Source organism: Georgenia sp. H159 (assembly GCF_035607575.1).
In the GTDB taxonomy this organism is placed as follows: Bacteria; Actinomycetota; Actinomycetes; order Actinomycetales; family Actinomycetaceae; genus Oceanitalea.
This window is the reverse complement of the sequence record NZ_JAYDZY010000004.1, coordinates 210,868-236,300: the sequence shown is the minus strand read 5'-3', so window position 1 is coordinate 236,300 and position 25,433 is coordinate 210,868. Positions and strand designations below refer to the sequence as shown.

The window sequence follows — 25,433 nt, the reverse complement described above, 5'->3', positions numbered from 1 at the left end:
AAGTCGGCAACTGTTTCGTTATGGACTTGAGACAGGCTGTGGGCCAGATCTCACCATGTGGACAAACCGTGAGGTGTCTCACTACTCGGGACGCGCCTCCTGCTTCCCGCCGGCGGCGGCTCCCCGTGCCCGGGCAGGTGCCCGAAACGGTGCAGCGTGCGTGAGACGGCCTGCTCACGCAGCACGCCGAGCAGCTCGCGCCGTCCGGTCGCGAGGACCGGCCCGGCCAGCACGGCGACGCCCGGGGACCACAGCGCGTCGACCAGGGCGCCGGCCGCCGCCCCCTCCCCCACGACCCGCACCCGCTCGACGCCGTCGGTGCGCACAGCGGTGAGGAACTCCGCGTCGGTCTCCCCCCTGATGACGTGACGGGCGAGCCGCCGCAGTCCCGGTGTGGTCGCGCGGGAGTGCAGCGCGCGGAGCGCCGCGCTCGTCACGGGGTCCAGACTCACCCGGGCGTCGGTGCCGGCCGCCTCGGCGGCGAGCAGCACCCGGACGAGCTCGACCGGCGCGGCCCCGGGCACCGTCCGCACGACCAGCGGCGTGGGCCGGTACCGGAAGACGTTCGCCTCTGCGCGCAGGCCGGTGTGGTCGTGCTCGCGGCCGAGCTCGGCGGCCCAGGCGGCAGCGTCGGACCCGACCGCTCGCTCGAGCCAGGTGCGCTCGGCGTCACCGACGAGCGTCGCGTAGTCGGCGAGCGCCGCGCGGACGGCGGGGACCGGCTCGGCGGTCCGCTGCGGGAGCCCGTCGAGGGCCCACGTTCCCAGCTGGGCCACGTAGTTGGGTCCGCCCGCCTTGGCTCCGGGCCCGACGGTCGAGGCCTTCCAGCCCCCGAAGGACTGCCGCTGGACGATGGCCCCGGTGATGTGCCGGTTGACGTAGGCGTTGCCGACCTCGACGTGCCCGAGCCAGTGATCGATCTCCTCCTCGTCGAGGGAGTGGAGCCCGCCGGTGAGCCCGTAGGCGGTGGCGTTCTGCAGCTCGACCGCCTCCTCCAGGGTCTCGGCGCGCATGATGCCGAGGACGGGGCCGAAGCACTCGGTGAGGTGGAAGAAGGAGCCCGGCGCGACGCCGTCCTTGAGCCCCGGTGACCACAGCCGCCCGGTGCCGTCGAGCCGCTGCGGCTCCACGAGCCACCGTTCGCCCGGCTCGAGGGTGGTCAGGGCGCGGAGCAGCTTGCCCGACGGCGGCTCGATGACCGGGCCCATCGACGGGCCGAGGTGGGTGGGCCACCCCACCCGGAGCGAGCTGACGGCGTCGACGAGCTGACGCAGGAGGCGGTCGGACCGGCCGGCGGAGCCGACGAGGATCGCGAGGGAGGACGCCGAGCACTTCTGGCCCGCATGGCCGAAGGCGCTCTTGACGAGGTCCGCGACGGCGAGGTCGTAGTCCGCGGCCGGCGTGACGACCAGCGCGTTCTTGCCGGACGTCTCGGCGAGGACGCGCGGCCCCGCTGGCCGTCCCGAGCGCCAGGAGCAGAAGAGCTCGGCGGTCTCCGCCGCCCCGGTGAGGACGACGGCGTCGACGCCGTCGTGGGCGACGAGCGCCCGGCCCACGTCCCCCTCGTCGGTGCGGACCACCTGGACGACGTCGTCGGGCACGCCCGCCGCGTGAAGGGCGGCGACGCCGGTCTCCGTGCACCCGGGGACCGGCGGGGCAGGCTTGATGACGACGGCGCTGCCCGCGGCCAGCGCGGCGAGCACGCCGCCGATCGGGATCGCCACGGGGAAGTTCCACGGAGGCGTGACGAGGGTGAGGACGTGCGGCGCGAAGCGGGCACCGTCGGTGTGGAGGGAGGCGCCCGGCTCGAGCTCGAGCGCCCGGTCGGCGTAGTAGCGGGCGAAGTCGACCGCCTCGGAGACCTCGGGGTCGGCCTGCTCGACGGTCTTGCCGCCCTCGGCCACCATCCGCGTGATGAGTTCGCCGCGGCGGGCCTCGAGCTCGTCCGCGGCACGGCGCAGGACGGCGGCGCGGTCGGTGGCGGGACGGGTCGCCCACCCGTGCTGCGCGGACCGTCCGCGGGCGACGACGCCGTCCACCGCCTCCGTGGACCGCAGGACGGGGGAGGTCGGTGGTGGGGGCACGGCGCGGGCACGGGCCGCAGCCCAGGCGCGCACCTCGGGCAGCGCGGGGTCGGCGTCGGCCGTGTTGGTGAAGGACTCCCCCGCCGGCTCGCGCTCGTCGGTCCTGCGGCGTGTCGCGGGGACGGTGGTGAGGTCGGTGACCGACGCGCGGAAACGGGCCTCCTGGTCGCCGACGGACGCGCCGTCGTCGTCGGCGAAGAGGGCGTGGAGGAAGTTCTGCGGCTGGGCGTTCTCCTCCAGCCGGCGCACGAGGTAGGAGACGGCGACGTCGAAGTCCTCGGGGGCGACGACGGGCGTGTACAGCAGCACCGAGCCGACGGCCGCCTGGACGGCGCGCGCCTGGGAGGGGGCCATGCCCTGGAGCATCTCGACGTCGAGCATCGGGCCGACCCCGCGACGCTCGGCCAGCAGGTGGGCCAGCGCGACGTCGTAGAGGTTGTGGGACGCGACGCCGAGCCGGACGGCGCCGGCGAGCTCGGGGCGCAGGACCCGCTCGACGAGACGCAGGTAGTTCGCGTCGACGTCCGCCTTGCTCGGGTAGGGCGCCTGCTCCCAGCCGTGGATCTCGGCCTCGACGCGTTCCATCGACAGGTTCGCGCCCTTGACGAGGCGGATCTTGATCCCCGCGTGGCCGGCGGCTGCGCGCTCCCGGGCGAAGGCGATGAGGCGCTCGAGCGCGGCGACGGAGTCGGGGAGGTAGGCCTGGAGCACGATGCCCGCCTCGAGGTCGGCGAACTCGGGCTCGGTGAGCAGCGTCGTGAAGACCTCGAGGGTGAGGTCGAGGTCGCGGTACTCCTCCATGTCGAGGTTGACGAAGGCGTGCGGGCTGCGGGACGCGGCCGTGCGGTAGAGCGGCCGCAGCCGCTGGAGGACGCGCTCGACGGTGCCGGCGGTGTCCCAGGTGGAGATCTGGGACACGAGGGAGGAGACCTTGATCGAGACGTAGTCGACGTCGTCACGCTCGAGGAGCGCCCGGGTGCGCTCGGTACGGGCCTGCGCCTCGGCCTCCCCGAGGACGGCCTCGCCGAGGAGGTTGATGTTGAGGCGGAAGCCCTCGGCCCGTGCCCTGGCGAGGTGGCGGGCGAGGGCGGGGTCGTGCGCGTCGACGACGAGGTGTCCGATGAGCTGCCGCAGCCGCGCGCGGGCGAGCGGCACGACGAGCCGCGGCGCGAGCGGGGCCACCACGGCGCCCGCCCCCAGCAGCAGCCGGTCGACCGGCCCGAGGAACCCGGCGGCACCCGCCGAGATGCGGGACAGCTCGCGGGCGGCGACACGCACGTCCTCCGGCCGCGTGACCCGGTCGACGAAGCGGACGGCGAGGTCTAGGCCCTGGGGGTCGCCGACGAGGTCGGCGAGCTGGGCCGATGCGGCGCGCTCCGCGCGGGTCTGCCCCTCCTCCGTCTCCGCGAGCCACGCCTCGGCGAGGGCGACGGCGTCGTCGACCAGCTCCAGGACGTCCGGCGGCGTCTCCCGCCGCTCCTCGTTGCGGACCTGGGTCGTCATGACGCCTCCTCGGGGATCGCCCGGCACGGTGCGTGCCTGCTCCTGGGACCACCGTGCCACGTCCGGCGCCCGCCGTCGTGGGGTCGCGGGGCCGTCTCAGCGCTTCGCGCGTCGGATGAGCGTCCCTGCGCTCTCAGCCGAGGTCGACGGTGATGACGACGCGCCGGTTCTGCGCGCGCCCCTCCTCGGTCCCGTTGTCGGCGCGGGGGTACTCGTACCCGAGACCGACGGTCGTGACGACCGCGGCCTCCAGGCCGCCCTGCTCGGTCAGCCAGGCGGCGACGGCCTCGGCGCGCCGTTGTGACAGGTCGAGGTTGTGCTCCTCGGTCCCGACGTCGTCGGTGTGGCCCTCGACGCGGATCTTGACCGGCTCGCCCCGCGACGCGATGTCCGCGACGACTGCCTCCAGCGCGGCCTCGGCCTCCGGCACGATCTCGTCCTCGTTGTTCCCGAAGAGGACGTCGCCCTCGCTGGTGTAGTAGACCTCCTGCTCCTTGGTGCTGACCTCGACGTCGTCGCTCCCCTCGAGGTGGTAGCCCTCCAGGGCTGCGCCGGGGATCGACTCACCGGGGACGCTCAACCCCGGCGCGCTGACCCCGGGCACCGAGACGCCGGGCACGGTCTCCCCGTCGACGTGCACGGGGCTGCGGTAGACGGGGTCCTGGTAGCTCGGGTTCTGGTAGCCCGGGTTCCGGTAGAGCGGGTTGCGGTAGACGCCCGAGACGTAGGAGCCCGGGTCGTCGTCGAGCTGGCAGACCTCGTCGACCGCAACGCCCTCGATGACGACCTCGTCGACCGTCTCCGCCGGCAGCACGACGGCCTCGAGCACCGTCCCGTCGGGGAGGGTGACCTCGGGCAGCACCCGTTCGGGGAGCGTGTAGCCCGGGATGTAGGCACCGGAGATCTCCATGGCGGGGAGACACCCGCCGGGCGCCTCGTACTCGATGATGCAGCCGCGTTCGGCGACGCGCTCGGGAATGACGGTCTCCTCGACCACGACCCCCGGCACCGCCTCCCCCTGGAGCTCGACCTCGTCCGTGCGCACCTCGGGGATCTTCTGCGCCTCGATGACGACGTCGTCGAGCATCGTCACCGTCCTGCCGTCGGCGGGTTCACACTCCGGGAACCGGGGACCGGGCGGTGCGGCCGTGGCGACGTCGGTCGGGAGCGCCGTCGGCTCGGGCGACGCGACCGCAGCGGGGGTCTGGTCGCTCGGCGTCGGCGCCTCGTCCCCACCCGAGCACGACGCCACCATGAGTGCCGCACCCATGACGACCGCCACCGGCAGTCTCCGTCCCCGCATCACGTGCCCCTCGACTCGACGGCGCCGGGGACGGGAGGTCACCGGTCAGTCCGCCGCAGACGCTAGGACGAGCTGCGGTTCCTGGACAAATCGGCTCACCGGGCGGCGAAGTCCTCGCGGTGGTCGCGGGCCCAGTGCCGGAAGGTGAGCGCTGGCCGGCCCAGGATCCGGGCGACGTCCGGGGAGACGGGCTCGGGGACCTCGACTCCGCTCGCCCACGCGCGGAGGATCTCGTCGGCGAAGGCCTCGCCGACCTCGGCGGCCAGCTCGCGGCGCGCCTCGTCGACCGGCTGCTCCTCCCAGACCGCGGTCCGGCCGATCTCCTCGGCGATGACCCGGACCTGCTCGACCTGGCTGATCGACTCCGGACCGGTGACCGCGTACGCGCGCCGCGCGTGACCGTCCTCCACCAGCGCCCGGACGGCGACGGCGGCCACGTCCCGCTCGTGGACGAGGGAGCGGCGCATGGCCCCGAACGGAGCGCGGACGATCCCCCGGTGGACCTGGTCGGCCCAGGCGAGGGTGTTGACGGCCAGGCCACTCACCCGCAGGAAGGTCCACTCGTCGAGGTGCTGCTCGACGGCGCGTTCCACGCCGCCCCAGACGCCACCGTCCCGCGCCTCGGTCGCGGACAGGTAGACCACTCGGCGCAGGTGGCGCGCCAGCTCGGCGACCACCGGGTCCACGCCCTGCGCATCGGTCAGCGGCCACACGAGGTAGGCGGCCGACGCACCGCTCGCGGCGGCCGCGACGTCCGCCGGCCGTGTCACGTCCCCCGCGACGACGTCCACCTCCGCAGGCAGCCCGGCCCGGTCGGGGTCACGCGTCAGGGCGCGCACGCGGTGGCCCCTCCCCAGGAGCTCGGCGACCACGTGGCGGCCGGTGTTCCCGGTGGCGCCGGTGACCAGGATCGGATCGTTCATCGTTGCTCTCCTTCGCTGTTCGGGGCTGGGCTCACGGCCCGGTGCGCACTACGCTGAGGGTTGAACATTGGTTGAAGTCAAGGGGGGCCAGTTCCATGACCGCCGCACTCTCCTCCGCACCCACCCGCACGGTCAGCGAGGTCGCCGCCGAGAGCGGCGTGGCGCCCTCGGCCGTGCGCTTCTACGAGAAGCACGGGGTGGTGGAGGCAGAGCGCACCGCCGGCAACCAGCGACGCTTCGGTGCGGCAGCCGCCTGCCGGATCGAGGTCGCCCGGCTCGCGCAGCGGGTGGGGCTCACGGTGCGCGAGATCGCCGAGCTCTTCTCCGAGCTGCCCCCCGAGCCGGGTCCCGAGGACTGGCAGCACGTGGCCGACCGACTCGTCGCCGAGGCCGAGCACCGCGTCGCACGGCTCAGGTCCCAGCTCGACGCCCTGGGCTCGGACGGGAAGCTCTGCGAGCTCCCGGCCGAGTGACGGCGCTGGCGCAGGGTCTCCCCGCGCCGAGCCCACGGGCAGCCGCTAGCGTGCCGAGATGGGCCCCGTCACCCGCGCCGCAGACACGCTGATCCGCCTCTACCAGGAGCGCCTGTCGCCCCGGAAGGGGTGGACGTGCGCGCACCTCGTCGCGCACGGCGGCCAGTCGTGCTCCGCGGCGGTCCGCGGACTCGTCGCCAGCCGGGGCATCGCCCGCAGCGTGGTGCCCACGGTCGCCCGCTTCGTCGCGTGCTACCAGGCGGCGAGCCTGCTCGCGTCCACGGACGTGCAGGGGGTGTGCTGCTGCGGCGGCATCCCGATCCCGTTCCGCTTCCGGCGCTGACCGGCGGCGGACGCAGCCCCGGCCGCCCTCAGCCGGCGGCCTCGTACGCCGAGGCGAGCCACCGGCGGACCTCGTCGTCGACCTGGGCGGCGTCGCGCAGCTCGACGTGGTGCATCCACACCGTCGGCGTCGGGTGGGCGACCTCCTTGAACCGAGGCGACGACAGCTCCCGCGGCAGCGCGAAGGAGAGCACCGCGGGGACGTCCGAGGCGACGTACGTGCCAGGCCGCCACACGTAGGCGAAGCTCCTGCGCCGGCGGAAGGCGATCTGGCTCGTGGAGACCCTGACCTCGACGGGGCCGAGGTCAGCGACGACGTCGGCGACGACGTCGGCGACGGCGAGGTAGATGCGGTACCCGTCCGTCGACCCGGCGAAGAACTCGCGGGCAGTGCCCATCGCACGATTCTCGCACCGGACCGCGGTGGCGGCCCCCGTCACCCCCGGTCGGCGTGACGCCGGCAGCGGGCCTCGTAGGACTCCGCGCCCCCGACGTGCGCGGTGGTCGGGACGCTGGCGTCTCCGACGTCGTCGCCGACGAGCCGGACGTGGAACGCGGCGTCCCGTCCGCAGACCGAGCAGACGGCGGTGAGCTTGGTGACGTCCTCCGCGAGCGCCATGAGGGAGGCGAGCGGCTCGAACGGCCGCCCGTCGAACGTCACGCACAGGCCCGCCACCACCACCGTCGTCCCGGAGAGCACGATCTCGTCGACCAGCGGGACGAGGTCGGTCCCGAAGAACTGGGCCTCGTCGATCGCCAGGAGGTCGAGGTCGCGGCCGGCAACCAGCTGCCGGAGCCCGGCGACGTCGGACACCGCGGACGACGGGATGCTCTGCCCCGCGTGCGAGGCCACCTGACCGGCGCCGTGGCGCAGGTCCCAGGAGTGGTTGACGACCTCGACGGCGAGCCCCGCGATCGTGGCCCGGCGCACCCGCCGCAGCAGCTCCTCGGACTTCCCGGCGAACATCGGCCCGCAGACCACCTGGAGCCGTCCCAGCTTGTCGTCCATGGGCCAACGGTAGGGCCCGCACTGTCCGCGGCGGCGCGATCCCGGGATCCCTGATCAGCCGCCAGGCACGCCGCCGAGCCCCAGCGAGGCCCGCTGCTCGACGATGTGCTGCCGCTCGGCGCCGTCGGGGCACGCTGCGACGGCGTCGTCGTAGGCGGCCGCCGCGAGCGCGAGCTGCCCGTCGCGGCGGAGCAGCTCCGCCCGGACGAGCGCCACCCGGTGATGCCCCGGCAGGCGGTCGGTTGCCGCCCGGAGCACCGCGAGCCCGGCCATCGGGCCGGCCACCTCGCCGACCGCGACGGCCCGGTTCAGCCGGACCACCGGCGAGCCGGTGAGCTCCTCGAGCCGCGCGTAGGTGCGGGCGATCGCCGCCCAGTCGGTGGCGGCGTGGCTGGGTGCGGTGTCGTGGAAGGCGGCGACGAGCGCCTGGAGACGCAGCTCCTCGGCCAGACCGCTGGTCGGGCTCAGGGCGGTGAGCCGCCGCAGGCCGCCGTCGATCTCGTCGCGCCGCCAGCGCGTCCGGTCCTGGCCGGCGAGCAGCGCCGGTCCGCCCGTGGCGGTCACGCGGGCGTCGCGGCGGGCGTGCTGGAGGCGGAGCAGGGACGCCAGCGCCTCGAGCACGGGCTGGCCCGGGAGGAGCTCGGCCGCCAGCTCGGCGAGCCGGACGGCCTCGCCGGACTCCGCGACGCGGACGACGGCGTCCCCTCCGGCGGGCGCGTACCCGGCGGTGAAGGCGAGGTAGATCGCCCGCGCCACGTCGTCCAGCCGCTCCGGCCACACGCCGGGATCCGGGACGACGAACGGGATCCCACTCGTCGTCAGCCTGCGTCTGGCCCGGGTGAGGCGGGCGGCCATCGTGGCCTGCGGGACGAGGAAGAGCCTGGCGATGTCGGCGGTCGGGACGCCGAGGACGAACCGGAGGGCGAGCGCCGGGCGCACCTCCTCGGCGAGTGCGGGATGCGTGGCCATGAAGAGCAGCGGCAGCCGGTCATCGACGTCGCCCCCGGGAACGGACGGGTCCGGGCCGGCGGGCGGCCCGCCGTCGTCGGCGAGGAGACGTGCCTTGGCGCGCGCGGTGCCCTCGCGGCGCAACGCGTCCACCACCCGCCGGTGGGCGACCGTGCGTACCCAGCCGGCCGGGTTCTCCGGGACACCGCCGGTCGGCCACTGCGCGGCAGCCTCGGCGAAGGCGTCCGCGAGCGCGTCCTCGACGAGGTCCGGGCGCCCGAACCGCCGGACCAGCTGTCCGAGCAGCCGGCCCCAGTGGGAGCGCCAGACCTCGTCGAGGACGTCCTGGGCCACGGTCAGTACGGGTCGACGACCGGGGAGAGCTGGATGTCGTACGGCGGCAGCTCGGCGAGCAGCTCGACGAGCACGTCGAGGTCGGGCACCTCCATGAGGTAGAAGCCCCCGAGGCCCTCAACGGCCTCCGCGTACGGCCCCTCGGTCAGCGTCACCTTCCCCGAGCGGGTGGTCATCACCGTGCTGCCCGCACTGTCGCCGAGCGCCCCACCGGCGAGGATATCCACCCCCTCACGGGCCTGGCAGGCGTCGTCGAACGCCACGAACCGCTGCATCGCCGCCCCCTGCTCCTCGGGGCTCAGGGTGCTCCAGGCGGGCATGTCGCCGTCGCCGATCAGCAGGACCAGGTACTTCATCGTGCGCTCCTCTCGTGGGGACGGCGGAGGTGCCGTCGCCATCATGTCGCGCGACGGGGGCGGAAATCGACAGGTCCCGCTGCGGAGGTAGGTTCGGGTGCGTGAGCAGCACTGCCGGGACCGTCCGTTCCCTCCTCGACCTGCGGACGTGGGTGGCCTTCGACGTCGACGACGCCGGGCGCGTCCTCGCCGGGCACGACGAGCTCGGCACCGTCCAGCTCGTGGAGATCGCGCCCGACGGCAGCCGCACCGCACTGACCGCGCTGCCCAGCCGGTGCTCCGGCCGGTACGTGCCGGGCCGCCGTCAGGTGGTCGTCCAGCACGACACCGACGGCGACGAGCTCATGCAGCTCTCGCTCCTCGACCTCGGCACGCTCCCCTCCGGCCCGGTGACTCTGGATGGCCTCACGCCGCTCGTCCGGGACAGGCGGTACATGCACGTCCTGCAGGACGTCACCGCCGACTCCGTCGTCTTCCACACCAACCGGCGCAACGGCGTCGACATGGACGTCGTCGTCCGTGACCTCACCACCGGGGACGAGCGGGTCGTGCACGACGGCGGGGGCTACGTCGTCGGGGCCGCGGTCTCCCACGACGAGGCTTCCATCGCAGTGACCGGCCTCAGCCTGCGGCCAGCGTCCACGCTCGTCCGTGTCTCCGGTCCGGGCGCCGTCGGGGACGGCGCCGTCACAGACCCCGACGAGCACGCCCGGCACACGCAGGTCGCGTGGGCGCCCGAGGACGAGGCGCTGCTCATGGAGTCGAACCACGACCGCGAGTTCACCGGCGTCGCACGGGTGTCCCTGGACGGGCGGGACTGGTCGTGGCTGGTCACCGACGAGGCGCACGACCTGCGGCTGTGGGCCTCCCCCTCCGGCCGCGCGATGGTCGTCGGGACAGTCCGCGACGGCGCGGTCTCCCTCGCCGTGCACGACGGCGACGGCGCGTTCCGCTGCCCGGTCCGGCTCCCCGGGGAGGGGGTGCCGGACGTCGTGTGGGCGGCCGACGAGCAGCGCGTCGTCGTCACCCTGTCCACGCCCACGGACCCCGCGAGCCTCCACCTCGTCGACGCGGCCACGGGGACGTCCACGCCCCTGGCGCGGGTCGAGGTTCCCGACGACGTGCGCGCACTCCTCGTCGCGCCCTCCGTGCACCGGGTCCCCACGCCCGACGGCGAGGAGGTGCCCTGCTTCCGCTACTCCCCCGCCGAGGGTGACACCGCGCTGGACGGCGCGTCGGTGCTGCACATCCACGGCGGGCCGGAGTCGGCGTCCATGCGCTCCTTCAGCCCGGTGGTCCAGGCACTGTGCGCGGCCGGGCTCACGGTCCTCGTCCCGAACGTCCGCGGCTCGACGACCTACGGCAAGCGCTGGTACTCCCTCGACGACGTCCGCCTGCGCCGGGACTCGGTGGCGGACCTCGCCGCAATCCACCGATGGCTGCCCACGCAGGGCCTGGACCCCGAACGCAGTGCGCTGTGGGGCGGGTCCTACGGGGGCTACATGGTGCTGGCCGGGGTGGCGATGCAGCCGGAGCGGTGGGCGGCCGGCGTCGACATCGTGGGGATGAGCTCGCTCGTCACGTTCCTGGAGAACACCTCGCCCTACCGGGTGGCCTACCGGGAGCGGGAGTACGGCAGCCTCACCGCGGACCGCGACTTCCTCGAGTCCGCCTCCCCGATCACCTACCTCGACGACATCGTCGCGCCGCTGTTCGTCATCCACGGCGCCAACGACCCGCGTGTCCCGTTGAGCGAGGCCGAGCAGATCCGCGACGCCCTCCGCGGGAAGGGCGTCGACTGCGAGCTGCGGGTCTACCACGACGAGGGGCACGGCCTGGCCAAGCGGGAGAACCGGCAGGACGCCTACCCGGCGGCGATCGGCTTCCTCCGGCGACACCTGGCGCGCTGAGCTCGGCCTCCCCGGATCGGTGTCTCGGCGGACGTGCCCGAGCCGCCGAGCGCCCGGTCACCCGGCCGGCTCGACCGGCATCCAGATCTCGCAGGTCGCGTGGCTGTCGGTGAGCTCGAGATAACGCAGGATCGAGGGCCCGGGGCGCAGCCGCCACGGGTTCGAGGGGAACCAGTCCGTCGCCGTCGCCGCATAGGTCTGCTGCAGCGCGTCCGGGAAGGGGCCGCTCGAGTGGAAGACCGCCCACGTGCCGGCCTCCACGGGCACGGCGTCGAGGTCGGCCGGGACCGTGGAGCCGTCTCTGAGCGCGACGGCGTGCAGGTAGGTGAGCATCGACCCCTCCTCCACGTCGGGCTCGAGTCCCGCGGTGACGGCCAGGATGCCGGCGGGCTCCGTGTCGCTCAGCGACTTCAGGCGTCCGTGCTCCTCGGGCGCGATCGACGCGATGTGCTCCTGGATGTGCGGGTTCACGCCTCGGTGCACAAGCGGGACCTGCGCCGCGTGACCGGCGAGGACGAAGGCGGGGCGGTCGGTGATGGTGACGTCCATGGGGGTGCTCCCTTCGACGCTCAGGCGGAACCTGAGCATGGGTTGTGTGCTGAGCGGACCGCCATGACGGCGCACCTCCGCCGGGCTGGTGCCGTGCACCGCCCGGAACGCTCGCCCGAACGCCTCGACCGAGCCGTACCCGTGCCGCACCGCGAGGTCCAGCAGGTTCGGCTCGCCGCGCACGAGGTCGGCGGCCGCGAGGGTCATCCGGCGGCGCCGCACGTACTCGGACAGCGGCAGCTGCGCCAGCGCGGAGAACATCCGGCGCAGGTGGTACTCGGTGGAGCCGTGCTCACGGGCGAACCGAGCGACGTCGAGCGGCTCGTCATGACGCTGCTCCACGAGCTCGACCAGGGCGTTGAGGGTTCCGATCATGGGGTCCTCCTTTCACACACCAGCGTGCGCGTCCGGCTCGCGGCTGCACCCGACAATCCTGGCCGGATGCGATCGGCGGATGTCAGGCACGAGTGGCGCCGAGCCCCTCCCGGATCCGCTCGAGGCCGTAACGGAAGGCCTCGTCGACGTCCCCGCCGAGCCGGAACGCCCCGGCGAGCTCCATCTGGAGGAAGCCGGTCGCCCAGGCGGTGAACAGCCGGGCGGCCGCCAGCGCGTCCTCCTCCCCGACGAGGTCCCCAGCGGCCCGCAGGACCGGAGCCGCCGAGCGCTGGAGGGCGTCCTGCTGGGCGTACGGCGTGAAGACGAGGCGGAACGCCTCGGGACGCTCGTGCGCGAACGCGCGGTACGCCGCCGCCAACCGGGTGAGGTCGGGCGAGGCGGCCTGGAGACGGCCGGTCAGCTCCTCGATCGTGGCGGCGACGACGGCGGTGAGGAGCGCGTCCCGGTCGCTGAACCGCTTGTACAGCGACGGGGCGCGGACGCCGACGCGCGTGGCCACGGCCTGCATCGTGAGGCCCCTCGGACCCGCGCTCTCCAGGACCTCCCGCGCGGCCGCGACGACCTTCTCGTTCGTGGTGACCCTGGGCGACGGCATGGGATTCTCCTTCGGCTATTGACGTTAGCCATGATGGCTAACTAGCGTAGCCATCATAACGCCGAGAGGAAGTGCCATGAAGCTCGCACCACACCTGCACCGCCTGGGCAACGACGTCGTCGCCTCCTACCTCCTCGACCTGCCGGAGGGCGTCACGCTCATCGACGCAGGCCTCCCGGGCCACTGGAAGGACCTGCTCCGCGAGCTGGAGTCCATCGGCCGGCCACTCTCCGACGTCCGCGGACTCGTCCTCACCCACGGCGACAGCGACCACATCGGCTTCGCCGAGCGCCTGCGCCGGGAAGCCGGTGTGCCCGTCTTCGTCCACGCCGCGGACGCCCACCGCGCACGCACCGGCGAGAAGCCGAAGACACCGATGGGCCCGGCCCGGTTCGGGCCGACACTGGGCTTCTTCACGTACGCGCTGAGGAAGAACGGCCTGCGCACCCGGTACGTGCGGGACGTCGTCGAGGTCACGGACGGGGACGTGCTCGACCTGCCGGGCAGCCCCGTCGTCATCGGGATGCCGGGCCACTCCCCCGGAAGCATCGCGGTGCACGTGCCCGCCGCCGACGCCGTCTTCGTCGGTGACGGACTCACCACCCGCCACGTACTGACCGGACGCACGGGGGTGCAGCCGGCTCCGTTCACCGACGAGCCGGAGCAGGCCCTGGCCTCCCTCGACCGGCTCGCGGGTGTACCGGCCTCGTGGGTGCTGCCGGGGCACGGCGCCCCCTGGCGCGGTTCACCCGCCGATGTCGCGGCCGCGGTCCGTGCGGCCTGACCTCAGCTCCGGTTCAGCTCCTCGGCGAGCATGACGATGATGCCGCTCGGCCCCCGGAGGTAGGTGAGTCGGTAGGCGTCCTCGTAGGTCGCCACTCCCCGGAGCGGGTGACAGCCGTGTCTCGCCGCCACCGCGAGGGCCTCGTCCAGGTCGTCGACCGAGAAGGCGACTCGGTGCATGCCGATCTCGTTGGGGCGGGTGGGCTCCGTCTCGATGGGCTCGGGGTTGATGTACTCGAAGAGCTCGAGGTGCCCGTGACCGTCGGGCGTCTGGAGCATCGCGATCCTGGCGTGGTTGCCGTCCAGGCCGACCGCGGTCTCGGTCCACTCGCCGCTGACCGTGTCGCGGCCGATCACGGTGAGGCCGAGGTCGGTGAAGAACGCGATCGTCGCGTCGAGGTCGTGCACGGCGATGCCGACGTTCTCGAGCCGGATGGGCATGCCCGGCACGCTAGCGAGCGCACAGGGCCACGACAAGGGCCCGGCGCCGGACGTCCCGGACGGTGGTGGAGGGTCGCGCCTGAGGTCCCGTCCCACGCCCACGGGGCTCGGGCTAAGGTCAGGCACACAGAAGCTTCGGGAAGGACGGCCATGCCCACCATCGCAATCATCGGTGCCGGACCGGGGCTCGGGGCCGCGGTCGCGCGGAAGTTCGGTGCCGAGGGCTTCTCGGTCGCTCTCCTCGCCCGCGACCAGACGAAGCTGGACGAGGTGGCGGCCGGGCTCCAGGACGACGGCGTGGTCGCTCGTGGCTACGCCGCGGACGTCCTGGACCCTCCCTCCCTCGAGGCCGCCCTCCAACGGGCCGCGGACGAGCTCGGGCCGATCACGGTGCTGCAGTACAGCCCGCTGCCTGCCAGGGCCTACCTGCAGCCGGTGCTCGAGATGACGCCCGAGCTGGCGTCAGAGGCGCTGCGGTTCTCGGCCCTGGGCCTTGTCCACGCCGTGCGATCGGTGCTGCCTGCGATGCGGGAGGCGGGCAACGGCAGCATCATCCTCATCAACGGCGGGACGTCGGTGAAGGCCAGGAGCGGCTTCGCAGGCACCTCGATCGCGTTCCCGGCGGAGAGCGCGTACGGCGAGATGCTCCACGACGTCCTCAAGGACGAGGGCATCCGTGTCGTCCAGCTCGTGATCCCGGGCGCCATCCCGAAGCTTCACCTGGAGAACGGGATCGACGACGTGGCCGAGCGCATCTGGGAGCTCCACCGCTCCGACGGTCCGTTCCGGACGATGCTCATCCCGCTGGAGGAAGGCCGCGAGTAGGACACGACATCGTCCCGGCCTCAGGCTGGCCAGATCGGTGATGCGCCCCGGACCGCGGGTGCCCGGGCGGTGGGCGTCTGGTGCTAACGTCCGAGCTGCCCCGGCGAGGGTCGGCCCTGCGCCTGGCTGACGCATGGAGGTGCCGTGTTGAGTACCCGCACAAAGGCTCGTCAGCGACTGCGCCTCGCCCGGGTGGTGGCCGTGCTCTTCGCTCTCATCGCGGCCGTCATCCTGATGGGGCTGATCGACCTTCTCACGCTGCCCGGCTGGGTGAACCAGGACTTCGAGTGGGAGGTGCCGCTCGAGGCGAGCTGGGGGGCGCTCTTCACCTTCTTCCTCGCCGGCGGCTACGTGTGGCTGGCCCTGTATCCGAAGACCCCGTCGCCGGCCTTCGGGCAACTGACGATCTCCGGATCGGCCCTCCTCGTCGCCGCCGTGGCCGGGACCGACTGGCGACCTCTGGCCCTGGCGACGGGCGTGGCGCTCTCCGGGCTTGTCCTGTGGCGGCTGGTCGACAGACCCGTCCCTGCCCTCCCCGGCGGCCGACCGTCGGCGCCCTGGGCGATGTCGACCGTCGCGGTGCTCGGGTTCCCGCTGTGGCTGCCGTACGCCTTGGCGGCGTTCGCACAGTCACGAGCCGGGGTGCTCGGCAGCGTCACCCAGGGAGTCGAGCACTGGCCGGTCCAGGGTGCGGTCGGCGTCGCCCTGATGCTCGGATCCGTCGCGCTGGCCCTCTGGGACGAGGGACGTGCGCTGCTCCGGGTGGCTGTCAGCCTCTCCGCGGTCTACATCGGCATGGCGGAGCTCGCCTATCCCGACAGGGCCGGTGCCATGGGCAGCCTCCTCTGGGGAATCGGCGTCACGCTGTGGGGACTCCTCGTCGCCCTGATTGTCGTGCCCCGACGCGCTCGCGCGGTACCCGCGCCCAGGTCCTAGACCACGTCCGAGAATCGCCTGGCACGACCCGACCGCCGTCCACACGCACCGACCAGCGGGGTGCCCGCGCACTGGGCCCTCCTCCCGATCAGCGTCGGTGTCGGCGATCCCCCACGGCCGGCGGACTCGGTGACCTCACCGCCGGCGCTCTTGCCGGTGACGTCGGTACGCAGGACCCTGTAGACCCCGTCCGGCCGGAGGCACCCATGGGCAAGCTGATCTACGCCGCCAACACCTCGCTCGACGGCTACGTCGAGGACGAGGCCGGCTCCTTCGACTGGTCCGTGCCCGACGAGGAGGTGCACGCGTTCTGGAACGAGCACGAACGGCACATCGGCACCTCGCTCTACGGCCGCCGCATGTACGAGACGATGCGCGTCTGGGAGGACGACGACTGGCTCACCGACGAACCCGCCGTCGTCCGCGAGTACGCAAGCATCTGGGGCGATGCCGACAAGGTCGTCTACTCCACGACGCTCGCCGAGGCCTCCACGGCGCGAACACGGATCGAGCGGACGTTCGACCCTCATGCGGTACGCCGCCTCAAGGAGAGCTCCGGCGCGGACCTGAGCATCGGCGGCGCGACCATCGCGGCCGAGGCGTTCCGCCACGGGCTGGTCGACGAGTGCGTGCTGCTCCTGTGCCCCGTGACCGTGGGCGGCGGCAAGCCGGCGCTACCCCGCGGCGTCCGACTCGACCTCGAGCTGTTGGACCACCGCCGGTTCCGCTACGGCATGATCTCCGTGCGATACGCGGTACGCAGCGCTGCCTGAGGCCGCTCCGGCTCAGACGTTGAAGCGGAACGAAAACTGAGGTTTTCGGCCGTTCTCGACCATCGTTGGCTGGTGCCGAAAATCCTGTCTGACCTGCGGAGACGCCCCCACGGGACTGTTGGGCGTCATCGGCGAGAATCGGCCCCGGCGGGACTTCTTGCGGACTGTTTGCGGACCGCTGGGCTCACGGCGCGACCCGAGCGACGGCCGCTTCGTAGAGCGTCCGGGCGACCTGCTCAGCCTTCTCGGTCGCCGCGGCACCCACCGGCTTGGCCTCGTAGCGGTCCTGGTTCCGAGCGCGTCGTAGGCGGTCGAACTCTCGCGCTGCCCTCTCGGCGGGCGGCTTGTCGAAGACCGCGCGGAGGTAGCGGCCGAGCGCCTCGTGCTGGCGCCGGGCCCGTTGGTCGTTCGAAAGCCGTACGCCGCCAGCAGCGCCTCGCCGACGTCGAGACAGGCGTCGTAGGCGATGCCGTACCTGACGACGACGCTGGTGAGCAGCGGCAGCTGGGGCAGGCGCTCCTCGGCCTGACGTAGGAACGAGGTCGCACGTGCAACGTCGGCAGGCACGCCGTCGAGGCGTCGCGCCTCGACCAAGGCGAGAATCGTCGCCTGCTCGATGCGGGTGAGTGGGGTCAGCGCCATGGCAGCTCGCCGATCATGGCGACCACCGGGCCGCTGCGCACGTTGTCCAGGAACGAGGAGCGCTCACCGAACTCCTCGGGGGTGAGGATCGTCGGGTTCACGGGTCGTTGAACCGCGGCCTCCGCCCGGGCGCACGCCTCGTAGACGGCATCGACGTCGGGCTCAACGAGCACCATGACGTCGATGTCGTGCGGTGCCGGACCGGCATCCCCGAGCATCCGGGCCGCGAAGGAGCCGTACAGGAACGCCGACTCGACCCGGTCGATGCGGGCAAGCTCCTCGGCCAGGATCACCACCGGGCCGGTCGCGACCATGAGGATCTCGCGCAAAGGGCGCACCAGCGGGCTCTCGTGGTTGGCGCGGATTAGCCTTGTGCGGCCCACCTGTCGCTCGCTCAGGATGCCGGCGTCCAGCAGCCGCGCGACCTCGCGGTGCACGGTCGGGTAGGCCAGACCGGCCTGTCTGGCCAGATCGGTGATGCTCAGCTCGTCACCGGTGAGCAACAGGGTGGAGAGCAAGCGCGCCTGACCGTCGGACCGGAAGATCGGCGCCAGGAGCGGCGCTTCAGTTCTCATATAGCTGAGGTTGGCCTCCGTGATATCTACAGTCAACGTGGGCGTCCCCTTCACCCCCAGAAGACAGGGTCGCCACCGCTGTCGATGTAGTCCAGCGCCTTTACGTTTTTTGTAGGTCGCTTGCGCTTGTCCTCGTGGAACTTGAGGTTGCCAGCGCGTCATAGATCGCCCACAGGCCGGTCAACTTCGCGTAGAGCAGCCGCGCGATCAATCGGGAACGGGGTGCTCACCGATGATCTCGGGGACGATCGGTGTAGTCACGGTGGTGGCTAGCCAGCTGGGGCACCTCGGGTTTGACCGTGTGGAGTTCAGCGGCGGCACGACTCGGTTCAACTTTGCGAAGTTCAGCGGTGGCACAGTCGGGTTCGAGCGCGCGAGGTTCAGCGGCAGCGCGCTCTCCTTCTACGGTGCAGAGTTCAGCGGCGGCGATGTCGGGTTCGAGCGTGCGAAGTTCAGTAGCAGCACGATCCGGTTCTACAGTACAAAGTTCAGCCGCGGCACGGTCCGGTTCGACGGTGCGGAGTTCTGTGGCGGAATGGTCGGGTTCGACGGTGGGGACCGGTTCGACGGTGCGGAGTTCAGCGGCGGCGAAGTGGCGTTTGTGGATGCGCAGTTCAACGGGGCCACGGTGCCTGGTCCCTGGGGTGGAGGCCCGCCACCCAGTCGCTGGCCATAGGAGCCGCCCAGTCATGCATGACCGTTTGCCGCTGTGACTTCGGCAGTTCGAGTCAGGCGCCTAGATGCGGTTGCTGCGATGGCAGGCCGACCACGCCACCCCCAGAGAATTGGCTACCGACGGCGCCGAACACGCCCGAAGACGTCACCGAAAACCGCGGCCATACTTCGGAGCGAATCCGCCAGCACCGCGAAAGACCCGGCGAAGACCTCAGCTAACAGTCCTCCTGGCTCGTACGTAAATGCCCGGTACCAGGGCGGCTGCTCGGCCTGCGGTGTGGCTTCAAGCCTCCCCTGCGAACGTGTCCAAGCGACTCCTTGGGCGTCCACGAAGGCAAGGCTCAGGGAAAGGCCCTCAGGCGGAAGGTCTCCTGGGAGCACCACCCTGCCCGTTTCCCCGGGTGCGAGGGTCCCGAGGTCGTGGCGAAGGAGCGATTGTCCGTTGGAAGTGTTCGCGTTGATGGACACGCGCTCGACCGGCAAATCGGACGCGTTCCGCACAAGAAGTAGTCGCAAACCCACCGTGTGCCCCACTTCACCGGGAGGGCGATCTACCTCCTGCCACGCCGCCACTTTACTGGCTTGCTCTTGTAAGCGGAGTTGCTCACTGACTCGGTCCCGGCGGTTCTCTCGTCGGTAAGCGCCAGCGGCGAGTGCACCACCGAGCGTGGCGACCGCGACGGCGAACCAAGAGGGAGCGTTGCCCCAGTCGATATCCTCCCATCCCGGCATAGACTCAGACGATACTGGCTCATCGCAAGCGAGCGTGTGGTCGCGGCCTGGACGCCGCCTCTGCATCGGGCCGCGCCACTGTCGGCGACCGCGCTCGAGGACGCGACGCGGCGCTCCCGCTCGCAAGAGATGATCTGCTCGCGAGCCTCGGCGCGGTCAAAGCCCGCCGCCCACCTTGGCCGACGACGCGTTCGTGCCAACGGTTCTATGGCGCGGCCCACGCTGGTGCTAGCGGGAGAAGATGTAAACGCGAAGGAGGACGCAACGACGGTGCCTGAGTGACGCCGTTGGGATCAGCGGGTACGTTGATCGGCCGCGGATAGACCAGACGTGCGGTTGGCAACGGTCGGACGCCCCCCGGGGGTGCCATCGCCGCCAGCGTATGCGCCGCTATCGACCTTGACGGCGCGCCGCAGTTTGGCCGCAACTACCTATCGCTTGCGAGCCACAGTCGGTACCGTGGCCGCATGAACGGCCGCCTCCCCGGACCGTCCGTGGGGAACTGGTCCTCCGACGAAGAGTCGAAGGGCAACCGGAAACTGTTCACCGCAAAGAAGGCAGCAGCCCGTCGAAAGACCAAGGAAACCAGCAAACGGAAAGCCGGAAAGCCCGCGCGTAAAGAATCGCGAGACGAGACCTCCTAGGCCATGGGCGATATCCTAAAGGCTGTTACGTCAGGCTTTTCCCGGTTCGCATTGAGTTGGCTACTTCCCAGTTCGGCCGCAATCGCCTTGTTCGCAATCTTCTTATATCCTTATTGGCAAAAATTCGCCGGAATGAGACCCTTCCGCGAGGTTATTCGCACCGGCTTTCTAGAAACAACTGTGTTGATTGCATTCCTGGCGCTCCTACTTTCCCTGGTGTTCGCGCTGGCCTCCCTGCCAATCTACAGACTTTTTGAAGGTTATCTTCTGCCCTCCACCATCGCAACAGCATTGAAGCGGCGCAGATTGGCCGAGGTACGCAAACTGAGGCGCCGTGCCGAAATGCTTAACCGGCGAAAGGTCGGCCGCAACGAGTGGGAGGTCATCCAAGAACGGCTAGCCAACTACCCAGCCGCAGACGACAGCCTTTTGCCGACGCGTCTCGGCAACGCTTACAAAGCGATTGAACGATACGGTCACGAACGTTTCGGACTTGACAGTCAGGCGCTCTGGTACGAACTACACGCGGTAGCGAGCGGAAACCTGCGCAAAGACTCAGACGATGCTAGGTCGAGCGTCGACTTTTTTGTCGCGCTCGCGACTTACCTTTTAGTGTTGGCACTGTTGAGCATCGCGACCGCCCTTACATCGCAGGCGCCACATCTACTAGTTGTTGCGGCCATCTTTATATATCTCGCTTGGCTTGCCTATGGCGCCGCAGTCCGGAACATGACCGACCTTCGTTATGCCATTCAAGCGATCGTAAACGTCAATCGTGTTGGACTCATGTCGAGTCTGGGTTATCGGATGCCGCAAAGCCTCGCCGCGGAGCGGAGGATTTGGCGCGCATGGTCGCTGAGCGCAACGGGCAACGGCGATAGTTTGGAGCGTCTGGATAAGTTCCGCGCCGGCCCACCTGCTAGCGATTCCTGAGATGTGCGGTCATTCTTGCGCGTCCCCGATCTCGGCTAGCAGGTCGGGGTCGATCGCCGCCAGCAGTGTGTCAGCGTTCGGAAACTCGCTTTCGCGTAACGGATCTAGATCGTCGAGCAGCCTAGGGAAGAGTCTTTGGACCATGGTGGCTCTTATCAGGCTTTGTGCGCTGTATGGCAGAGGAGCCAAGTATGCTGGTAAGGCGGCCAACTGACGCCCGAGCCTCCGCAACTCATCGGCTGACCTCCTCATTCGCGCGCCCTGCCAACCGAGTGCGGCCGCCATCACGGGCATCGCCAATATTAGTAGCCACGGCTGCCACTGCCCTGGATCCAAATCGGACCCCCACACAATAGCAATAGCGAATGTTGCGCTCAGGAGCGCGAGAGCCAAAAGCACAATGCCGACAATACGGCGCTCTAACAAGACAGCATCCTTAATGCAGGCTGATGCGGCGTCTACAAGTGCAGCTTCAGACTCGTTCATTGCGACATCGCAGCTACTTACCGCGTCGTCTTCCTCCGGCGTGCTTTGCGGGGGCGGAGAGTGCGCATCACCTCTGGGGGTTCCGAGGAGCACGGCTGTGATACGGACCGCTGCATCTCGCGCGCTCGTAAGATTGGATCCGTCCGTGTTGGAGGTCGATATCTCGGTCTCCAGGTCCGAGAGGAGTCTGGCACTAACCGGAAGCAAATCGTCTAAGATGTTGGGATCAGTCGTCTGCAAGCTCGATCTCGCAGCCATGAGGTGCAAGCGGAGGTCCTGAAGCTCCGGACGCGGAGAACCGAGCGATCGGGCATGCAGATCCTCAACGAGCGAGAGGGCAGCGATTATGCGTGCTCGCAGCGTGGGGGCGGCTCGAGACGGATCTTCCATGTCGTGATGCTAGGGCGCAGGATTGGGTGTGCCGAGGCGACATGCCGCAAGTCCCTTAGAGAACGGATCGCCCGCCCGACGGACGGAGATGCGCTTCGCTACCAGGGAGGTCGTCAAACTCCTGTCCCACATAGTGTTGAGCCAATCTCTCGAGTGATAGCCGCTCGAGAGATCATGAGACGGCGCCAAGACATGGCGCCGTTGTGGCTTGCGTCGCTCAATGGCGGGGTCCTGTCGCCGCTCCGTGGCGGGCCTCAGCCTTCGTGTTGACTCACGTTCCGTTAGCCGATTCCCCTGCGGAAAGTGGCTGACCTCTGCTCCGAAGAGGGTGGCGAGGCCCTGCTGTCGGGCCGCGACTGGTCCCCTGGAGAGGGCCGACCGCTAAGTCGCTCGGAGTAGGTTTGCGAGCGAACCGCTAGTAAGTTCTCACTGGAATTCGTTGGCTCTCCACGGCCGCGAAAATTCGGTTTCACCGAATGCTCCAAGTCCCCTCTCAGGGCCTTCCAATCGAGCGGCACGCATGCTACGAATGACGTAGATGGGCCGTCCGGGTCGGGCGGCCCACGCGGCATTTCTGGGGGTTCGTTGGTTGCCGACGGACGTCCGAGGAGGTGGTGGTCCGGGTGCACGGTGGGGTCAAGTTTTACCGCGGCGCGGCGAAGGCCGCCCGCGCATACGTCGAGCGCGATCGGTCCCGGGCGGACGACTACTACCTCGATGAGGGAACTGGCGTCGCCGAGCGATTCACCGCGACGCCAGAGAGTGTCGAGCAGGCGGGTTCGATGAACGGCGAAACCTACGAGCAGTGGGTCGCCGGCGTCGACATCGACACCGGCCGCCCGAAGGGCTGGGTCCGCCAGGACGTGAACGCGCTGCGGTTCGTCGAGGTCACCGTCAACGGACCCAAGACCTGGTCACTGGCCGCTGCGCTCCATCCGGAGATTTCTGCCGCGCTGGACGACGCGCAGGACCGGGCCGCCGCCGAGATCGTCAGTTGGGTCGCCCAGCACGCGACGACGCGGGTCGGGCCGCGTGGGCAGCAGGTGCAGGTCCCGGTCGAGCGGATCGACGCCGCGGTCATCCGGCACTACACCTCCCGTGCCGGTGACCCGCACCGGCACCTTCATCTCCAGATCAACGCCCGCGTCTACGCCGCCGGCGCCTGGCGCGGCCTCCACTCCGTCGGCATCCGCGACAGCATTGAGGCGATCAACGGCATCGGCCACGCCGCGGTCGCGACCAACCCGCAGTTCCGGGCGGTGCTCGCCGCGCACGGATTGACGCTCGATCCGGCGACGAGCGAGATCCGCCAGCTGATCCCGTACGTCGGAGCATTCAGCGCCCGCACCGCGCAGATCCGGCGGAACGTGAACCGGTACGAAGCCGCCTGGCGGAGCACCCATAGTGGCGAGGAGCCAGGGCCCCGGCTGCGCGAGGCGTGGGACCGGCGCGCGTGGGCCGAAGCCCGCCCCGACAAGATCGTCCCGAAGGACGGCCGCGACCTCGTGGCGCGCTGGAACGCCGAGCTCCGTGACCTCGGCTACCGCGACCCGGCCCGGCCCGTTCCGCTCACAGAACCGCGCCCGGGATGGATCGACCGCGACGCCGCAGCCAACCTTGTCGTCTCCATCCTCGGGGCGAAGCGCTCGGCATGGAACACCGCCGACATCCGCGGGACGGCCGAATTCCTCCTCGCACGGACCGGCCTCCTCGCCGATCCGGCCGCGCGAGCCGAGCTCGCCGAGGACATCACCGCCCGCGCCGTCAGGCGATGCGTCACGCTGCTTGACCGGACCGATGTGCCCGAGCACGTCCGTTCGTTCACCTCGCCGCAGGTTCTCGAGGTCGAGGCCGACGTCGTCGCCCGGATGGCGCGCCGGGCGCACCCGGGCCGCACGCTCCGCCTGACCGCGCGCGGCCCGGACCGGCTCGACCCAGCCCAAGCCGCCGTGATCGGTGCCCTGGCTGGCGACGGATCACTCGTGGTGGTCGAAGGCGCCGCCGGTGCGGGGAAGACGACGGCGCTTCGGGCCACGCAGCACCTCCTGTCCCAGCGGGGCTATCGGCTGATGGTCGTGACGCCGACGTTGAAGGCGGCGGAGGTCGCCGCCGCCGAGACCGGCGCCGACGGTCACTCCGCCGCCTGGCTGATCCACCAGCACGGATGGCGCTGGGACGCCGACGGCCACTGGGCCCGCCAGCCGAACCCAGCCCCCGAATCCACCGCCCAACTTCGGGCCGGGGACCTGCTGCTCATCGACGAAGCCGGGATGCTCGACCAGGACACCGCCCGAGCGCTGCTCACCATCGCCGACGAGGCCGGCGCGCGCGTGGCGTTCGTCGGAGACCGGCACCAGATCCCCGCCGTCGGGCGGGGTGGCGTCCTCGACCACGCCGTGGCGTGGGCGCACCCGACCGCTGTCGTCACCCTGGACATCGTGCGCCGATTCGCCGACTCCGAGTACGCCGCGTTGAGTCTGCGCATGCGCACGGGCGACGACGCGGGCCGGGTGTTCGACGCGCTCCACCGCCGCAGACATATCGCGATCCACGCCTCCGACGTCGAACGCACCGCCGCTCTCGCCGACGCCGGCGCGAGCGGCGACCTCGTTATCGCCGACACCCGCGAGCAGGTTGCGGACCTCAACGCGGCCATCCGGCACCAACGCCACCACGAGAACACACGTGTGGAGATCACGACTGCCAGCGGCGACCGGATCGGGATCGGCGACCGCGTCGCGACCCGACGCAACGACCCCGACCTGCAGGTCGCAAACCGCCAGACCTGGACCGTCGCCCGAATCGGCAGGGATGGCAGCCTGCTGCTCCACGGCCGGCGGCGAGACCGAGAGATCCCCGCCGCCTACGCGACCCGGTTCGTCGAGCTCGCATACGCCACCACCGTCCATGGCGCCCAAGGCAGCACCGTCACGAACGCCCACGTCGCCATCGGCGAACACACCGGCGCCGCGTCGGCGTACGTCGCCATGACCCGCGGCCGGCAGACCAACGTCGCTCACCTCGTCGCTGAGAATGTCGAGGATGCCCGCAGCCAGTGGATCGAGATCTTCAGCCGCGACCGCGCCGACCTCGGACCCGCGCAGGCGCGACGGCAGGCACGCGAGGCGCTCAACCGCTACGGCCCTCGACGCCGTCAACCAGGCACGGCCGTCCGCGACCGCGGCCTCAGTCTGTGACGGGAATGCGGTGCCAAGCCTTGCCTTTTCGTGGCCAAACGACGCCCATCTCGGCCGCGATCCGCGCGTTGTACCCAGCGGGGTCGAGCGGTGGATCCTCACGGGAGGCCCCGCCCTTGGCCTCGTCGATCAACGGCTGCCACGCCGCGCGGACCGAATCAGGAAGGTGCATGTTCGGCCAGGCCTCGACCAACAGGGCGCCGTCGACCGTCTCGACGAGTACGTCGTCGGGGGCGTGGCACAGCGCCAGTTCATAGAACTCGATCCGCTCGGCAGGATCCGACAGGTCCCAGATCTCCTTGCCGTCCGCGTATCCCCTGACCGGAAAGAGCTGGACGCGCGAGAAGCACCGGGGCACCGGGACCTGCCAGAGCCTGTTCGGCACCGCAAACAGGTCGAGTACGGGATCCTCCAGGTAGACGAAGTCGACCCGGCGGTTCGTCGTGAGCTCCGCGTCCGCAGCGTCCAGCAACCGCTCGACGACCTCTAGCGTCGGTGACTTCCGGCGCTTCTCGTACTCCGACACCGACGACTGCTGGGTCCTCGCCAACTCCGCCAGCCGGCGCTGAGACAAGCCCGCCGCCCTCCGGGCAGACTCGATCACCGTCATCTTCACCACCGGTCAATGATCGCTGATCATCGATTGGTGCGCCATG

23 protein-coding genes are annotated in these 25,433 nt (G+C 70.8%); 10 read left to right on the top strand and 13 right to left on the bottom strand.

The window, feature by feature from the left end:
• Nucleotides 1–50: 50 nt before the first annotated feature.
• The 3 genes from VR894_RS07505 to VR894_RS07495 form a co-directional block, all read right to left on the bottom strand.
• On the bottom strand, nt 51–3,587 hold the full coding sequence (locus tag VR894_RS07505; protein WP_324650750.1) for a bifunctional proline dehydrogenase/L-glutamate gamma-semialdehyde dehydrogenase: 3,537 nt from the start codon (nt 3,585–3,587) through the stop codon (nt 51–53).
• 133 nt (nt 3,588–3,720) lie between these two features.
• Entirely contained in the window at nt 3,721–4,890 is a 1,170-nt protein-coding gene (locus VR894_RS07500) for an OmpA family protein (RefSeq protein WP_324650749.1), read from the bottom strand.
• A 95-nt stretch (nt 4,891–4,985) separates the two neighbouring features.
• Complete coding sequence (locus VR894_RS07495; RefSeq protein ID WP_324650748.1) at nt 4,986–5,813, bottom strand: SDR family oxidoreductase; 828 nt, start codon at nt 5,811–5,813, stop codon at nt 4,986–4,988.
• Between the two features lie 95 nt (nt 5,814–5,908).
• Here VR894_RS07495 and VR894_RS07490 point away from each other — a divergent pair, with 95 nt between their 5' ends.
• Entirely contained in the window at nt 5,909–6,286 is a 378-nt protein-coding gene (locus VR894_RS07490) for a MerR family transcriptional regulator (RefSeq protein ID WP_324650747.1), read from the top strand.
• A 58-nt stretch (nt 6,287–6,344) separates the two neighbouring features.
• Nucleotides 6,345–6,629, top strand: a complete 285-nt coding sequence (gene yidD / locus VR894_RS07485; RefSeq protein WP_324650746.1) for a membrane protein insertion efficiency factor YidD — start codon at nt 6,345–6,347, stop codon at nt 6,627–6,629.
• Between the two features lie 28 nt (nt 6,630–6,657).
• Here yidD and VR894_RS07480 read toward each other — a convergent pair whose 3' ends face one another.
• Genes VR894_RS07480 through VR894_RS07465 form a run of 4 tightly spaced genes read right to left on the bottom strand, consistent with a single transcriptional unit; the run spans nt 6,658 to nt 9,295 of the window.
• Complete coding sequence (locus tag VR894_RS07480; protein ID WP_324650745.1) at nt 6,658–7,026, bottom strand: DUF5655 domain-containing protein; 369 nt, start codon at nt 7,024–7,026, stop codon at nt 6,658–6,660.
• Nucleotides 7,027–7,064: 38 nt separating this feature from the next.
• Nucleotides 7,065–7,637 (bottom strand): thymidine kinase, encoded by a 573-nt coding sequence (locus VR894_RS07475; RefSeq protein WP_324650744.1) that lies wholly within the window; start codon nt 7,635–7,637, stop codon nt 7,065–7,067.
• A gap of 54 nt (nt 7,638–7,691) precedes the next feature.
• Complete coding sequence (locus VR894_RS07470; RefSeq protein ID WP_324650743.1) at nt 7,692–8,939, bottom strand: RNA polymerase sigma factor; 1,248 nt, start codon at nt 8,937–8,939, stop codon at nt 7,692–7,694.
• Nucleotides 8,940–8,941: 2 nt separating this feature from the next.
• Entirely contained in the window at nt 8,942–9,295 is a 354-nt protein-coding gene (locus VR894_RS07465; protein WP_324650742.1) for a YciI family protein, read from the bottom strand.
• Between the two features lie 101 nt (nt 9,296–9,396).
• Here VR894_RS07465 and VR894_RS07460 point away from each other — a divergent pair, with 101 nt between their 5' ends.
• Complete coding sequence (locus VR894_RS07460; RefSeq protein ID WP_324650741.1) at nt 9,397–11,205, top strand: alpha/beta fold hydrolase; 1,809 nt, start codon at nt 9,397–9,399, stop codon at nt 11,203–11,205.
• A 57-nt stretch (nt 11,206–11,262) separates the two neighbouring features.
• Here VR894_RS07460 and VR894_RS07455 read toward each other — a convergent pair whose 3' ends face one another.
• On the bottom strand, nt 11,263–12,129 hold the full coding sequence (locus VR894_RS07455; RefSeq protein ID WP_324650740.1) for an AraC family transcriptional regulator: 867 nt from the start codon (nt 12,127–12,129) through the stop codon (nt 11,263–11,265).
• A gap of 82 nt (nt 12,130–12,211) precedes the next feature.
• Nucleotides 12,212–12,745 carry a TetR/AcrR family transcriptional regulator gene (locus VR894_RS07450; RefSeq protein WP_324650739.1) on the bottom strand — a complete coding sequence of 178 codons (534 nt, stop codon included), beginning with the start codon at nt 12,743–12,745 and terminating at the stop codon, nt 12,212–12,214.
• A 76-nt stretch (nt 12,746–12,821) separates the two neighbouring features.
• Here VR894_RS07450 and VR894_RS07445 point away from each other — a divergent pair, with 76 nt between their 5' ends.
• Nucleotides 12,822–13,529 carry an MBL fold metallo-hydrolase gene (locus tag VR894_RS07445; protein WP_324650738.1) on the top strand — a complete coding sequence of 236 codons (708 nt, stop codon included), beginning with the start codon at nt 12,822–12,824 and terminating at the stop codon, nt 13,527–13,529.
• 2 nt (nt 13,530–13,531) lie between these two features.
• Here VR894_RS07445 and VR894_RS07440 read toward each other — a convergent pair whose 3' ends face one another.
• Entirely contained in the window at nt 13,532–13,969 is a 438-nt protein-coding gene (locus VR894_RS07440; protein WP_324650737.1) for a VOC family protein, read from the bottom strand.
• Nucleotides 13,970–14,119: 150 nt separating this feature from the next.
• Here VR894_RS07440 and VR894_RS07435 point away from each other — a divergent pair, with 150 nt between their 5' ends.
• The 3 genes from VR894_RS07435 (at nt 14,120) to VR894_RS07425 (ending at nt 16,503) form a co-directional block, all read left to right on the top strand.
• Complete coding sequence (locus VR894_RS07435) at nt 14,120–14,794, top strand: SDR family NAD(P)-dependent oxidoreductase (RefSeq protein WP_324650736.1); 675 nt, start codon at nt 14,120–14,122, stop codon at nt 14,792–14,794.
• A 147-nt stretch (nt 14,795–14,941) separates the two neighbouring features.
• Nucleotides 14,942–15,730 carry a hypothetical protein gene (locus VR894_RS07430; RefSeq protein ID WP_324650735.1) on the top strand — a complete coding sequence of 263 codons (789 nt, stop codon included), beginning with the start codon at nt 14,942–14,944 and terminating at the stop codon, nt 15,728–15,730.
• Nucleotides 15,731–15,936: 206 nt separating this feature from the next.
• Nucleotides 15,937–16,503 (top strand): dihydrofolate reductase family protein, encoded by a 567-nt coding sequence (locus tag VR894_RS07425; RefSeq protein ID WP_324650734.1) that lies wholly within the window; start codon nt 15,937–15,939, stop codon nt 16,501–16,503.
• A 12-nt stretch (nt 16,504–16,515) separates the two neighbouring features.
• Here VR894_RS07425 and VR894_RS07420 read toward each other — a convergent pair whose 3' ends face one another.
• Both VR894_RS07420 and VR894_RS07415 read right to left on the bottom strand, forming a co-directional pair.
• Entirely contained in the window at nt 16,516–17,145 is a 630-nt protein-coding gene (locus tag VR894_RS07420) for a hypothetical protein (protein WP_324650733.1), read from the bottom strand.
• On the bottom strand, nt 17,136–17,720 hold the full coding sequence (locus VR894_RS07415; RefSeq protein ID WP_324650732.1) for an ArsR family transcriptional regulator: 585 nt from the start codon (nt 17,718–17,720) through the stop codon (nt 17,136–17,138). Before VR894_RS07415 ends, VR894_RS07420 begins: the two co-directional genes overlap by 10 nt.
• A gap of 232 nt (nt 17,721–17,952) precedes the next feature.
• Between VR894_RS07415 and VR894_RS07410 the strand changes: the two genes are divergently transcribed.
• The 3 genes from VR894_RS07410 to mobF all read left to right on the top strand — a co-directional run bounded on the left by VR894_RS07410 (nt 17,953) and on the right by mobF (nt 24,777).
• Complete coding sequence (locus VR894_RS07410) at nt 17,953–18,396, top strand: hypothetical protein (RefSeq protein ID WP_324650731.1); 444 nt, start codon at nt 17,953–17,955, stop codon at nt 18,394–18,396.
• A gap of 1,378 nt (nt 18,397–19,774) precedes the next feature.
• Nucleotides 19,775–20,704 carry a hypothetical protein gene (locus VR894_RS07405; protein WP_324650730.1) on the top strand — a complete coding sequence of 310 codons (930 nt, stop codon included), beginning with the start codon at nt 19,775–19,777 and terminating at the stop codon, nt 20,702–20,704.
• A 1,490-nt stretch (nt 20,705–22,194) separates the two neighbouring features.
• Nucleotides 22,195–24,777 (top strand): MobF family relaxase, encoded by a 2,583-nt coding sequence (gene mobF / locus VR894_RS07400; RefSeq protein ID WP_324650729.1) that lies wholly within the window; start codon nt 22,195–22,197, stop codon nt 24,775–24,777.
• On the opposite strand, the gene VR894_RS07395 is transcribed toward mobF, so the two are convergent.
• On the bottom strand, nt 24,767–25,387 hold the full coding sequence (locus VR894_RS07395; RefSeq protein WP_324650765.1) for a helix-turn-helix transcriptional regulator: 621 nt from the start codon (nt 25,385–25,387) through the stop codon (nt 24,767–24,769). The genes mobF and VR894_RS07395 overlap by 11 nt on opposite strands.
• Nucleotides 25,388–25,433: the final 46 nt, after the last annotated feature.